General features: G+C 65.3%; 17 protein-coding genes. All 17 read right to left on the bottom strand.

Annotation, left to right across the window (positions count from 1 at the left end; all coding sequences use genetic code 11):
* Positions 1-32: 32 nt before the first annotated feature.
* On the bottom strand, positions 33-491 hold the full coding sequence (locus MKCMC460_RS29500) for a hypothetical protein (RefSeq protein ID WP_041321576.1): 459 nt from the start codon (positions 489-491) through the stop codon (positions 33-35).
* A 416-nt stretch (positions 492-907) separates the two neighbouring features.
* Positions 908-1,225, bottom strand: coding sequence for a hypothetical protein (locus MKCMC460_RS29495; protein ID WP_015388928.1), 318 nt, complete (start codon positions 1,223-1,225; stop codon positions 908-910).
* Between the two features lie 89 nt (positions 1,226-1,314).
* Positions 1,315-1,776: a hypothetical protein gene (locus MKCMC460_RS29490; RefSeq protein WP_238306182.1), complete on the bottom strand. Its 462-nt coding sequence runs from the start codon at positions 1,774-1,776 to the stop codon at positions 1,315-1,317.
* 446 nt (positions 1,777-2,222) lie between these two features.
* Complete coding sequence (locus MKCMC460_RS29485; protein ID WP_015388925.1) at positions 2,223-2,534, bottom strand: hypothetical protein; 312 nt, start codon at positions 2,532-2,534, stop codon at positions 2,223-2,225.
* Positions 2,535-2,917: 383 nt separating this feature from the next.
* A complete protein-coding gene (locus tag MKCMC460_RS29480; RefSeq protein ID WP_015388924.1) occupies positions 2,918-3,241 on the bottom strand; it encodes a hypothetical protein in 324 nt (107 codons plus the stop codon).
* A gap of 33 nt (positions 3,242-3,274) precedes the next feature.
* A complete protein-coding gene (locus MKCMC460_RS29475) occupies positions 3,275-3,670 on the bottom strand; it encodes a hypothetical protein (RefSeq protein WP_015388923.1) in 396 nt (131 codons plus the stop codon).
* 415 nt (positions 3,671-4,085) lie between these two features.
* Entirely contained in the window at positions 4,086-4,625 is a 540-nt protein-coding gene (locus tag MKCMC460_RS29470; protein WP_041321574.1) for a hypothetical protein, read from the bottom strand.
* A 478-nt stretch (positions 4,626-5,103) separates the two neighbouring features.
* On the bottom strand, positions 5,104-5,799 hold the full coding sequence (locus MKCMC460_RS29465; RefSeq protein ID WP_238306181.1) for a S1 family peptidase: 696 nt from the start codon (positions 5,797-5,799) through the stop codon (positions 5,104-5,106).
* Between the two features lie 40 nt (positions 5,800-5,839).
* A complete protein-coding gene (locus tag MKCMC460_RS29460; RefSeq protein WP_015388919.1) occupies positions 5,840-6,010 on the bottom strand; it encodes a hypothetical protein in 171 nt (56 codons plus the stop codon).
* Positions 6,007-7,299, bottom strand: coding sequence for a toprim domain-containing protein (locus MKCMC460_RS29455; protein ID WP_015388918.1), 1,293 nt, complete (start codon positions 7,297-7,299; stop codon positions 6,007-6,009). Before MKCMC460_RS29455 ends, MKCMC460_RS29460 begins: the two co-directional genes overlap by 4 nt.
* Complete coding sequence (locus MKCMC460_RS29450; RefSeq protein ID WP_015388917.1) at positions 7,296-7,589, bottom strand: hypothetical protein; 294 nt, start codon at positions 7,587-7,589, stop codon at positions 7,296-7,298. The genes MKCMC460_RS29455 and MKCMC460_RS29450 overlap by 4 nt, the downstream gene beginning before the upstream one ends.
* Positions 7,590-7,619: 30 nt before the next feature.
* Entirely contained in the window at positions 7,620-7,853 is a 234-nt protein-coding gene (nrdH, locus tag MKCMC460_RS29445) for a glutaredoxin-like protein NrdH (RefSeq protein WP_041321572.1), read from the bottom strand.
* A 687-nt stretch (positions 7,854-8,540) separates the two neighbouring features.
* Positions 8,541-10,187 (bottom strand): ParB N-terminal domain-containing protein, encoded by a 1,647-nt coding sequence (locus MKCMC460_RS29440; RefSeq protein WP_015388915.1) that lies wholly within the window; start codon positions 10,185-10,187, stop codon positions 8,541-8,543.
* 561 nt (positions 10,188-10,748) lie between these two features.
* Positions 10,749-10,997 (bottom strand): hypothetical protein, encoded by a 249-nt coding sequence (locus MKCMC460_RS29435; RefSeq protein ID WP_015388914.1) that lies wholly within the window; start codon positions 10,995-10,997, stop codon positions 10,749-10,751.
* A 102-nt stretch (positions 10,998-11,099) separates the two neighbouring features.
* Positions 11,100-11,363: a hypothetical protein gene (locus tag MKCMC460_RS29430; RefSeq protein WP_015388913.1), complete on the bottom strand. Its 264-nt coding sequence runs from the start codon at positions 11,361-11,363 to the stop codon at positions 11,100-11,102.
* A complete protein-coding gene (locus tag MKCMC460_RS29425) occupies positions 11,360-11,593 on the bottom strand; it encodes a hypothetical protein (protein WP_081656402.1) in 234 nt (77 codons plus the stop codon). Before MKCMC460_RS29425 ends, MKCMC460_RS29430 begins: the two co-directional genes overlap by 4 nt.
* Positions 11,594-11,741: 148 nt before the next feature.
* Positions 11,742-12,824 (bottom strand): tyrosine-type recombinase/integrase, encoded by a 1,083-nt coding sequence (locus tag MKCMC460_RS29420; RefSeq protein ID WP_051197882.1) that lies wholly within the window; start codon positions 12,822-12,824, stop codon positions 11,742-11,744.

Here is a 12,824-nt window from a genome sequence, read left to right as displayed (position 1 = left end):
GAGTGCCTCCTTTCAGGCTGGCGACTTCGGGTTTAGGCGCTGCGCGGATGCGCGGCGGGCGCGGTGATGCGGGTGATGCCCCACGGGGCGCGGTCGTAGCCTGGGAGGCACTGGATCAACATGTTCTGCAGCTCGCGGCAGAACGCGTAGGCCTCGGTGCGCTGCCAGTCCTTGGGTTCGCAGGACTGGTATTCGTAGCACTGCAACGCCTTGAGGACTTCGACGACTGACCAGCTGGTGTGCAGGGGGCGGGTGTAGCGGTACTCGTAGGGCTCGTGGATGGGGTTGTTGAAGTAGCAGTAGTTGACTGAGGCGGTGTTGGCGTCGACGAGCATCTGCCCGACCTGATCGAGGTTGTCGTGGGTGAGCTGGCTGACGCGGATCGGGTTGTCGTAGACCCAGGTGAGGTTGCCCAGGGGGCGGTGGAATCCCTGGTGGGCGGCCCACAGCAGGACGTTGATGTGTTCGGCTTCGACGACGTATGCGCTCATGGTGTTTCTCCGTTTCGGATGGTGATGATGTGCGCTGGTCAGCGCTGGGGTGCGGGTAAGCGGGTGAGGGTGGGCGGTCAACCCCGAAGAGTCCCGCGGCGAACGGAGCAGGGTTTTCGGCCCGCGCTCGCCGGCGCGTAGCGCCTTGGGGCGAGCTGGCATTGGGCCGAAAAGGTCACTCGGCCTGCGTAGTTCGCTGCGGGCGTGGGTGGACCGGTCGGGCCCCCGCTCGCTTACCATGAGCACCCCGCTGACGGCTTAAAAGGGTGAGGGGCTACGGATTTGGTGGCCGCCGCCAGGTGGCCAGTCCGGTCGCGCCCGGCGCGCCGGCACCCTGCTGGGCCGGAAGAAAAAGAAGGGGCCCGGCCAACCCCTCGTGGTGGGAGAGGTGGCCGGACCCCGGGAAGCTAGTGCGGTTAGGTGAGGCCTGCGGCGCGGAGGCGGTCGCGGATCAGCGCCAGGTCGACGACACGTTTTCTTGGACTCACATAGTGGCTGGCCCAATTTTGAAATCCGTTTATGGCGGCTTCCATGTCGCCTCTTTGGACATCAGGGCGGCTGATCGCGATTTCGTCCCCGTTCTCAGCGACGGCGATCAGCTGCCCGGTTCCCTCGTAGTCGGCGATCCTGGGTAGTGGGTAATGCAGTTCATGGAACCTGAACCGCATCTTGCGGCGCTTGCCGTCGGCGGGGTCGATGAAGTCCCAGTTTTGGGCGTAGTCGAGGTCGGTCATGCGGGTGCGTCCTTTCTGGTGGGGGATCGTACGCGGCCGGGCTGACGTTCACGTGTGTGAAGCGGGCCCGGCCGCGCAGGGTGAAGGGATTAGGCCGCCAGCAGGGCGCCGGCGGCGATGTGGTCGAGGGCGGTGTCGAGGTCCTCGTGGACGACGGGTGGGTTGTTGTCGAGGGTGACGGTCCACATCGGCTCGTCGGCGATTCCGGCGATGAGAGTGAAGGTGTGTCCGGTGTGGGCGGCGCGGTAGGCCCAGTCGTGGCCGGGGACGGCGTGGAAGGTGAGGTCGCCGGCGCGGACTTTGAGGATGCGGGTGTGCGGCTCGGTGTTGAGGTCGGGCGCGGTGGCTTCGACGGCGGCCAGCTGGCCGTGGGCGTCGGTGGCGAATAGCACCAGTCGGTGCCCACTGTCGCGGGTGTAGTCGTGCACCGTGGTGAGGGCGATGTCGCCGTGGTTGTGGAAGAGGATTCGGGTGATGCCGTACTGCTGGTGCTGGATGCGTCCTGCGGCCTCGTCGATGAGGTTGAAGGCTAGTTCGAATTCGTGGTCCATGGTGTTTCTCCGTTTCGTGCGGTGAGTGGTGCGCCGGTCAGCGCTAGGGGAGTGGGCTAATCGGGTGAGGGTGGGCCGTCAACCCCGAAGAGTCCGGTGGTGGTGCCGGCGGATTTGCGGCCCGCGAGCGGGAGCGAGCTGATAGGGCCGCAAATGTCCTCCGCCGCCGGCGCCAGCACCGGCGTGGGTTGACGGGTCGGGCCCCCGGCCGATTAGACTGCGACCCCTGCTGACGGCAAATAAGGTGAGGGGCTACGGATTTGGTGGCCACCGGCAGGTGGCCAGTCCGGGCGCGCGGGGCGCGCCGGCGAGCGCGGGCTGGAAGAAAGAGGAGGGCCCGGCCAACCCCTCATGACTCGAGAGGTGGCCGGACCCCGGTTCGTGGTGCTGACATCGTCACGTTGTGACGAGTTCTCGGTGTAGGTTTCGGCTGGCGTTGCCTTGTGTCAACCCGAGTCGTGATGCGACGCGCGCCGTGTGCGCGAGGTTGTGTAAAGACGCCAGGCGATCAACTCCGGGTCGATTCGGCCGTGCATCCGGCGTACGGCTTCGTCACGGTCGTCGCCGCGCAGCGGCAGCCGTAACCCGTCGTTGGCGACTTGCAGTACGGCGAGCTCGTCGACGTCGGGCAGATTGCCGTCTTCACGGTGTCGCGCGTGGCTGTGTGCGTCGTGCGCGGCGGGCCCGGGGGCGGACAGTGCTTGGGCTTCGTCTGGGTCGGTGATGGCCCATGGGTCGGGGACGGCGATGCTGGTCATTGGTGTTCTCCGTTTCGGATGGTGATGATGTGCGCTGGTCAGCGCTGGGGTGCGGGTAAGCGGGTGAGGGTGGGCGGTCCATCCCGAAGAGTCCCGCGGCGGGTGGCGCCGGGTTTTGGGCCCGCGCTCGCCCGGCGCGTAGCGCCTTGGGGCGAGCTGGCATTAGGGCCCAAAACAGTCACTCGGTACGGCGATGCCCGGTGCGGGCGTGGGTGGACCGGTCGGGGTCCCCGCCCGCTTACCATGAGCACCCCGCTGACAGGCAAATAAGGTGAGGGGCTACGGATTTGGTGGCCACCGGCAGGTGGCCAGTCCGGTCGCGCGGGGCGCGCCGGCACCTTGGGGGCTGGAAGAAAAAGGGGGGCCCGCCTCGGGCGCCGTAGTCAGAACAGTCGTCCGGCGCGGAACGGATCGCGGTGGCATGGGCAGCCGCACCAACAGAACCCGGGGAGTGACACCTTGAGGACTACCCCACCTTCTTGTGGCCCGCCTAGACGGTGCGGGCACTGGTCATGACGGTCTTGGTCGCAGGATTTCGTCAGAGCGTTGACGGGCATGTCGACGACCACTTTGGTGCCATTGATTTCGTCGGGATAAGTGATCCACCGGATTCCGTCGACGTAGCGGATTTTGGCGTGCCGTTTGATGCGTTCGACGGGCAGGACGGTGGATTCGCACCATTGTTCCCAGTATTCTTTGTCGCTCATGGCGGCTCAGGCCTCTCTGTTCTGCTGGTGGGGTCAGGCGACGGCGTAGGCCAGGTGGTCACGGACGCGGTGGTCGAGTTTGAGAATGGCGAGCATCGCGGGTATTTCGAGGTGTTCGCGGCGGGCCGCGACGTCGACGCGGGTGATGAAGCTGGCGGAGATGCCGGGGTTGCCGCCGTTGAGGGCGAATACGGCTGCCAGCGTGAGCGCTTCGATGCGGGCCTGGCCGTTGAGGTGGTCAGCGATGCGGCTCCATAGCAGCGCGGCCCGTAGGGGCCGGCGGTCGGCGATCTTGTAGAGCAGGGTCTTAAAGCTGTCGTCGAGCAGAAGAGGGGCGGTGAGTTCGGCGAGGCCGCGGCTGGGGTTGCAGGTCCCGTTGACGAGTTGACTACGCAGATCCGCCAATATCGCGATGCGGTTGTAGCACATGATGTTTCTCCGTTCTGTCTGCTGAGTGGTGCGCCGGTCAGCGCTGGGGGAGTGGGCTAATCGGGTGAGGGTGGGCGGTCAACCCCGAAGAGTCCCGCGGCGAACGCAGCAGGGTTTTCGGCCCGCGCTCGCCTGGCGCGCAGCGCCTTGGGGCGAGCTGGCATTGGGCCGAAAAGGTCACTCGGCCTGTGTAGTTCGGTGCGGGCGTGGGTTGAGCGGTCGGGCCCCCTGCCGATTAGACTGCGACCCCTGCTAACGGCAAACGATGGTGAGGGGCTACGGATCTCGGTGGCCACCGCCAGGTGGCCAGTCCGGTCGCGCCCGGCGCGCCGGCACTGCTGGTGGGCCGGAAGAAAAAAGGGGGCCCGGCCAACCGCTGGTGGTGGGAGAGCCGGCCGGACCCCGCGGTATCCGTTTAGGCCGCTCGATAGTCGGCGTCGGTGGGATCGGCCTGGTAGCGCTCACCATCGGCGAAGACGGCGATCGCCACTTGGTGGACCTGTCGGAGCGCGTCGATCATCGACAAGATGGCGGCGCGGTCGCGCAATTGCCAGGTGATCGGGCCGGTGTAGATCTCGACCCAGTGCAGTTTCGCGGTTTTGAGCTTATTGAGCGCCGCCTGTGACACGACGGCGTAGGCCGGTGCTCTCGTCCACTCGACGGCGAGCACTGCGCGGCCGGCGGGCTCGTCGGCCGCGGCGCCAGCCGTGGGGATTTCCGCAGGCACATGGATCATCTGAGTCCGTGCAGCGACGAAGGCCTCAAGCAGACCCTGAGCTGTCTGGCAGTTCTGCAGGCTCATGTGCATGCCGCCGACTGTGATGCCGATACGGGCGATCGGTGTGCGGGCGTGGTGCACGGTGATGTCGGGCTCGAGCTGGCCCTTGATGGATACGATGCTGTGGGTGATAGCGCCGGCGGGTGTGACGTGAATGGGTGTCGCGGATTTCGTCATTGGTGTTTCTCCGTTTCGGGATTGTGCTGATGTGCGCCGGTCAGCGCTGGGGTGCGGGTAAGCGGGTGAGGGTGGGCGGTCCATCCCGAAGAGTCCCGCGGCGGGTGGCGCCGGGTTTTGGGCCCGCGCTCGCCCGGCGCGTAGCGCCTTGGGGCGAGCTGGCATTAGGGCCCAAAACAGTCACTCGGTACGGCGATGCCCGGTGCGGGCGTGGGTGGACCGGTCGGGGTCCCCGCCCGCTTACCATGAGCACCCCGCTGACAGGCAAATAAGGTGAGGGGCTACGGATCTCGGTGACCGCTAGGTGACGGGTGTGCGCCACGATGGCCTTGTAGGCTGGTGTGGTGTTCGAAGAGGCGTTCGCGCGTGATCTGATGAATGGGCCGCCTGGTGTTGCGGTGCCGGCGGTTACCTGGCTGGTGACCGGCCGGTGGCCAGCACAGGGACTCAGTGTCGATGTGTCGTATCCGCGCGGGGATTACTCGGGGTTGCTGAGATTTTGACCCGGTCGGTCGGGTGCGTTAAGGGCGCGAAGGCCACTAGCGAGTGAGCCGAAGCGGCCGTATTCTTGGCCGGCGGCCGTAGTTTTCTCTCCAAGCCAGATCCCGACGATTCTGGCGTAGCCCTGAGCGGTCGGCGTCCACACAGGGCCTCCGGAGTCACCTGGGATGCTCGGCGGCATCCCCGTGGTCAGGTATTGATCTTGACCTTGGCTGGCAGCGATCTGTCCGCAGTGTTGGCCGCTGGAAACCCCGATACGGCATACGGTTTCACCGATCTGGGGTTCGGGATGGTCGTCGGTAAACAGCGTGTGGTTGGCGTCGATCAACGCCGATGCGATGGAGTTGGTGTGGAAATCGATTAGCGCGTAGTCGGCTCCGCCGCTGCGGGGCGATTCGAAAATGGTGCGCACGAAATTGCCAGTGAGCCCGCTGCGCTTGTCGCGCGCATAGCCTGACGCGGGGTTGGAGCGGCAGTGGGCGGCGGTGATGGCGTAGGTGTGCAGGTCTGCGCCGGTGTAGACGTAGCCGATGGTGCAGAATTGGTTACCTCCGGAGGGGTTGATGTAGTCGACCTCTTCGCCGGGGCTGACCACGGCGAGCGCGGCCTGGGCCGGGGGTGGGCTGGCTAGAGTCACAGTTGCTGTGATCAGCAGCCCTGCGGCGGTGGCCAATCGGCGGGTAACGGCGTGCATGAGTGGGGTCACCTCCGGGTTAGGCGGCACGAGCGTGGCGCAGGCGACGCTCGGAGCGTAGTTGAGCGCGGGCGGTCATGCTGTCTATCCAGGCGCGGGCGGTGTTGGCTGCGGGCCCGGGCCGTCCTGCGGTCGCGGCGATGGCCGCCGCCGCACGGTTAGTGATGACGATCTCGAAACGCGATGTCATGCAGACTCCTTCAGGCGATCCTGGCCAGCGGGCGTTGCTGGCCTGCGGGTGTTGTTTCGGTAGTCAGTGACGAGCCGCTCGAGGAGGGCGTCGACGGCGGCCGCGGTGGCGCGTTCGATGGGTGACGGTTGCTCTGTGGTGTCGGGGTGCAGGTCTTGCCGGGTGCGCTGCGCCGCGCGCAGTTGTTCGGCGGCTTCGGCGAGCCATCGTGCGGCGTTGTGTGCGCTGCCGGGCACCAGGCCGCGCCGGGCGTGGTGTGCGCGGGCTTCCTGCAGGGCGACGTCGAAGCGGTCGGCGGCCATCCGAGCTTTGGCGGCCGCTGCCAAGGTGTGCAGTTCGGTCGCGGTGATGACGGCAAGGCCTCCGAAGGGCTCGGCGCGGTTCCACAGGCCGGCGTTGACGTGGTCGGTGACGTCTGCCTTCTCGACGTCGAGGGCGGGTAAGAGCACGACGATCTCAGCGGTGATGGTGTGGAGGAGTTCGTAGAGGTTGATCGCTCGCTGATAGCCGGCAAGGTCTCGGTCGGTCACGATGGCGACCTTGAGGCCGGCGAACGCGTTGACTAGTGCGGCGGGGAAGTTGGCGGCTCCTTGGGCGTTGGTGGTGGCCAGGCGGCCCAGCGCGGTCAGGGTGTCGGCGTCTTTCTCGCCTTCGGTGAGCCATATCCATGCGCCGCGTTTGGTGGCGGCTTGAATGGCGTTGGGCCGGTAGAGCACCGGGGCGAAGTCGTGCGGCTTGCGGTACACCCACTGGCGGCCGTCGCGGTAGCGCTGCCGGAACTGTTTGTGGGGGTGGCCGGTGCACTCGCATTCTTCGCGGATGACCTGCTGGACCGGTGTTCCGGTGGAGGTGAGGTAGGTGTAGACCCGGGCCCGGCGCCATTGATGGTTTCGGTGTTCGCGCGCCGCAGTGATGCGCGCTGGGAGCGGTCCCAGCGCAGGGGCTCGCCGAGCAGCCTTGGATTGTGCTGTGCGCGGCCATCTTTGCGCCGTGCCGGGGGTGGGGTTGTCGAACAGATCCGCCAGCCGCAGGCCCAGTGCAGCGGCGATGTCGGCCGCCGGGGCCTGGCAGCTAAAGCAGTGCAGTAGGACCGCCCCGCCGTGCCCGGCGCCGGTGTTTTCGCGCCACCCCACCGACAGGGAGGGGGAGTGGTCGGTGTGCAGGGGGCAGCTGGCCATGAAGGCCTCGCCGCCGCGAGGGCGGATGCTGTGCCCTGCCGCTTGCAGGGCATTTCGCACGTCGTCCAAAGCGGTTCCAGGACTGCGGAGTTGGGGTGCGTTGGCAATCACGGCGTCTCCTGGTCGATGACGGTGTGCACTACGGCGTAGGCCGCGCGGGTGTTGCGAATGCTCTCGTCGAGGAAAGTGGCGACGTCGCGGCCATCGCGTCCCTCCACAAACTCGACGTCATAGACGCTGTTGCTGCGTAGCTGCGCCAACGCGCTGGTCGCGTCCTGCAGTGCCTTGACGGCCGCGGAGATGTGGGTGAGCAAATGGCTTCGCGTTTCAGCGATTCGCTCGATGGCGTCGAGCTCGGTGAACTCGGCTTCGGCTTGCTCGAGTGCGGTGTCGGTGTGCATGAATGTGCGTCCTTCGGTGTGGGGTTGGCTCTAGGCGGCGGTGAGGCTGGCCAGGCGATCCGGGCGGAAACCCGACCAATGCACCGTGGGGGAGACATAGACCACGGGTGCCCCCAGGTAGCCCAGGCCCATCACGTAGTCGCGGGCTTCAGGGTGCTCGGTGACGTCGACTTTCTCGTAACGGATTCCCTTTTTATCCAGCGCCCGGAAAGTCGCGTTGCACTGCACGCAGGCCGGTTTGGTATAAACAGTAATTGGGGACATTAGTCGCCTCCTTCGCATTAGTAGATGCTGTGTTTGATAATTAAATATTACTGCCGAGATTGCTCTTATGCCATAGTCGCGAGAAGGGATTTCGGTCAATTTCTTGAGCGCTCCGCGCTGATGCCGACCGATACGTGGGTGCTCGCTTTCCCTGGCCTGACGTACATTGCTATCTTTGCCTCCTCGATGGCCTTAGCCTGGTGTTTTGTAGCGAGCTGATGTCGGCGGTGGCCGGTCTACGGAGAACCTATGTTGCGCCGGAAGTTCGTTCCGATTCACGATTCGACGCGACTTTACTGGAACGGGGGGCCAGACGAATACTCCGCTCCCATCCTTTCTGCCGCCATCGCCTTTGCGCCATTCATGGTGTCGCTGCAACGATTCGTTACGTTGGCCTCATTGCCGCCATTCTTTTGTCTTTCTGGCAATCACGATGGGGACCGCCAATAGGGCGCGGAGTGCAAGGCCCGGGCGCGAAGTTTTCCCAGCGAGAGTCAGCGAGCGGCAGAGGGAAAAGTTCGCGAGCCTTCGGCCCGTAGCACCGCGAAGGCCGGCGCCTTGCGCGTAGCGGTCTAGGCGGTCAGAATCGCGAGCCAGAAAGGCACAAGCTGTTCGGCTATGGCGGGGGCTCAGCACTGGCGAAAGGTGGGGCCAGAACCTCAGCCCTGACCCCACCTGACGAGCGCGCTATTCCTTTACCGCATCGGCCAAATACCGCTCGTAGACCTCCTCGGCGCTCTTGGCCTTGGTCACGACTTCCTCGACCGGAGCCAGCGGATAGTCGTTCTCGGCAAGCCAACGCAGATACTCACCGCTGCCGACATGGCGGCCCCAGTAGCCCGCGTTGTTGCGCCAGGCATCCTTGGGGGTTCGCGATTCGAGTGCGCCGAGAACCAGGGCCAGCGTGATCACCTGAGCACGCCCGTCGCCGCTGGCAGGCAGATCAGCCACGAGCTTGGCCACGGCCTGGGCGCTGTCCGCTCCGAGTAATTCAGCAGTCGTGTCGAGTGCGTTGTGGTCACTTAGCAGGTGGCTATCGCTGGCCAGGACGCCAGCGACGAAGAGGGCCGCACCCTTGGGCGGCGTCTTTCGCGCCAACAGCTTCTTGACGAACTCGCGCCGCACACTCAGAGCCGCATCACCACACTTATTGAGCGCCAACACTTTCCGACGCTCACGCTTGTCGGCTTCGGCCTTTTCGATCGCGGCCTGCTGGCGTGCTGCCTCACGGGCCTCGTCGTCCAAGTCGACCGCTTCGCCGCTGACGGTGTCCACTAGTCCGGCCTGCCTCGCGAACCAGCTTTGCGGGGTCAGTGCTGCGGAACGGTAGTCGAGGCAGTAGTAATCGGGATCGAACACCTGGGCCTCGGTGACCGTGTTGGCGTGGCGCAGCCCTTCTGCGGGCGTGGCATCGGGCTGGTCCTCGGTGTCCCAGTCCACGCTCTGTTCGTCCACGACATCGCCCGTTTCCACGTCGCACAGTGCGGTGTCCTCAACGAGAAACACCGCCCAGTGCGCCGGGTCGGTGACAGCGGTGTCGTCGGCCTCATCCTCCTCGGCGGTCACCAGGTGGTGCAGCGGTATGCAGGCCGGGTCCCACGAATCCGGACGCTGCTCAAGGATGGTGAACCCCTTCTCGGCGTAGGGCCGGGCGGCTTCGGCCCTGGCCTGGGCGGTGTCGCGCTCTTGGCGCAGCTGGGCGACGGTGTGCTCAAACCACCCTCGACCAGCCGAGGTCATCAACCGCTCAACGGCACCGGGCATGTCCTCAAACTCGGTGATCGCCGCCGCCTCGCCCAGACTCAGTTGGCCGTTGGCCAGCGCGTCCATGGCGGTCGTTGACCGCGAGGCCGCGTGCGCAGCCTTCACGGCGTCCTTCGGGACCGACAACCGCTTGGCTACCTTGGTCACCGACAGCCCGGCGTCGATCATCTGCTGGATACCGCGCGCCCGCTGGGCGTCGGTGAGATCCCGTTTCTGATCGTTCGTCACGATCTGGTGCACGATGCGGTCGATGGTTTCCTGGCTGGCATCGGCAGCGGCGGACGGCAGCACGTAGACCGGAACGCTGGACAAGCCGACCTCGCGGGCGGCCAGGGTGCGTCGTTGGCCGTTGCGGACGCGGATGACCTCGGGCCGCTCCGGGTCACGAACACCCGTAATCGGCACTAGGACACCGTTTTCGGCGACACTGGCGATGAACGCTTTGCTCAGCGCTGCATCGTCGCGCACATTGTCCCCGATATCCAGCGACATCGGGTCAAGGTGTTCGAGCGTCCCGATCACCTGCCCGGCTTCGATGCCCGTGCTTTCGGGGTTGGTCGTCTCGGTCATGGTTGAACCTTTCTGTGTGAGTCAGGCGTCCACGCGGGCCGCCCGTTCTGTTTGCCTTCTGGCAATTGAGATTTCGGCCGGCATAGGGCCGCCGAGTGCAAGGTTCGGGCGCACAGTTGGCCGACCCGCGAGCGAAGCGAGCGTGTCGGCCAACTGTGCGAGCCTTGTGCCCGGAGCGAAGCGCAGGCCGTGGCCTTGGCGCGAGGAGGACCGCCGGCATAATCGAAAGCCAGAAAGGCAAACAAACATCGGCTTGGGCCCTCACGGCCCAAGCCACTCAGCAGCGCCGCAGGCGCTTCAACTGCACTTCCCCGCTACCATCGGAAAATGGCGCTTGTGCAGACTAGGCGAGGGTGGGAAGAACCTCGCCCGTCGCACTGTCCCGAATGCGGCGCGGATCTCGGGCCGCATCATGTCCTGGTTGGAATAGCACACTGCCGTTGCGAATTACGGATGCACCGCTCACACCGTTGCCAGCACTGCCAGTACACGATTCACACTCCGCCCCTTGGTGATTCGTGTACGCTCCAAGCTCTCGACGGGCGTTGAAGGAGGCGCCGCTTAGAGGTTGCGACCAAGCCGGCGCTGCACGGCCTCGGCCATGGCGGCGAGTTGGTCGAAGGTCAGGATCACCGTGCTGGCTTTGGGGGAATCTGCTTCCCGCACAATGGCAGTACACCTGTCGCCGGTAATCTCCACGATGCAGATGGTGGAACCGTCTGGGTCATCCGCATCGAACACCACGTGAGCCATGTGCGCGGCAAGTCCGGCATCTATCGCGTCGGGACGATCGGACGGTGTGCGGTTCATGACGCGAGACTCCCAGCGCGGTAGGGTATTTCGCATACCACTTCGTCGAAACGGGTCGATGCTCGGAAAAGCGCACCGCTCGCCCTGGGCGGGCTGGACGGCTCACGGGTGGGGAAAGACAGCCTCGATGCGGGGGCCATCAGTCGACCAGAACACTTTGTAGGGCGGATGGCCGACAACGGGTAGGCGCATCCGGATGCCGGCGGGCGTGGTGATCGCGGTGGATAGCGCTTGGGCTTGGCCGGGAAGTCGGAAGATGAATTCGATGGCGTCCAAGACGCTGTTATAGAGGTCGACATCGGGGCTGTGTTCGAGGGCGTCGAGCTGGGTGTCCGCGACTTGGGAGTAGTCACCCTCGACGCTCACGTTCGGCGGGTCCGTGCGCGACGCACGGTGGGGGATGCCGCTGCACGTGCGAGCAGGTCACGAAGCTCAGGATTGGAATCGAATTCATGCTGGGCGTCGGTCACCACTCGCGCAGGCTGCAAAAGCAAACTGCCGTCAGAGTTTTCGCGCATCACGAAACGTTGGTTGGGACGGCCCGGTAGGACTGCGCGGCTGCGGTCATCGGTTTCGACCACTGCAAGTTCGGTCATCTCCTGAGTATAGCCCATTTTCCCACAATGGGAAGGTGGGAAAATGGTGTCCGGCTGCTACGAAGCGGGCGGGGAGAGCCGGTTGCGCGTTTTGATCCAATTCTCACAGCTGGGGTTGAGCCGCGCGATAGCCAAACGTGATTAATGGTTATTGCGGTGGGTCAGCGGGCAAGGTCGATACGTGAGCGCTGTCGGCCTCACCGCCGGCGGCGAGCAGCTCATAGAGTGGGTTTTGGGCGGCCGCGGAGCGGGTTTCAGATCCGGCGGCGGTGACGTAGCGCTGCGAGGTGGCCATGGATTCATGGCCGAGCAGCTTCATGAGGGTGTAGACGCTAACGTTGGCCCCGGCGAGTTCGGTGGCGTACGTGTGCCGGAGTGCGTGCACAAGGGCGCCCGGGGAGCGCTGGGCGTCGGGGCCAGCGAGGTTGAAAGCGCGCAGCACACGGTATTGCAAAGCGCCGCGGGTGATTCGAGTGCCATCGCGGCCGACGAACAATGGCGCACTGGCTGGCCACTGGGGACACTGCCCCTCGCCTGTGCGCCCGCGGGTCGTGGTGGGGAAGCGGGCAGCTCGGGTGGTGAGGTAGCTGTTGAGGACGTCGACGAGGGCTTGTTCGATGGGAACAGAGCGGTGTTTGCCGCCTTTTCCCCGTACACGAAAGACTCCTCCGCTGGCGCCCAGGCGTAGGTCGCCGATATTGGCGTCCCGTAACTCGGCCGCGCGTAATCCAGCCAGCAGAGCGGTGAAGATGATGGCACGGTCACGCTCGGGCCAGTCGGCGGCGCGTTTGTTTGCCGCCGGCGCCTCGATCGCCGTGATTAGTGCTTGGGCGGCGTCGGCGGGAAGTGATCTGGGAAGGGCTCTGGCCGGTTTGGGTTGGCCGACGAGCTGCATGGGATTTCCAGGGAGCAGTTCGGCGGTGTAGAGGTAGGTGCACAGCGTGTTCCATGTCGACCAGCAGCGGCGAATGGAGGCCGCTTCGTGGGTACCCGCGTACGCTGCAAACGCTTGGCGCAGTGAGTCTTTGGTCAGGTCGGCGGGATCAAACTGCGCCAAGGATTCATCGGCGGTGACACCCTTGATAGCGGCTGCGATCGCGTCGAAGTCTTGCCGGTAGGCCTGCAGAGTGTGCGGCGATGGCTTACGGGTTGCCCGGTCGGTAAGGAATGCGCGAAACCAGCTGGGTCGTTCGGCGTCAGTGCGTCCACGGCCACGGGACCGTGCAGGAAT

Source organism: Mycobacterium sp. 20KCMC460 (assembly GCF_022179425.1).
Lineage (GTDB): Bacteria > Actinomycetota > Actinomycetes > Mycobacteriales > Mycobacteriaceae > Mycobacterium > Mycobacterium kiyosense.
This window is presented reverse-complemented; position numbering and strand designations above follow the sequence as displayed.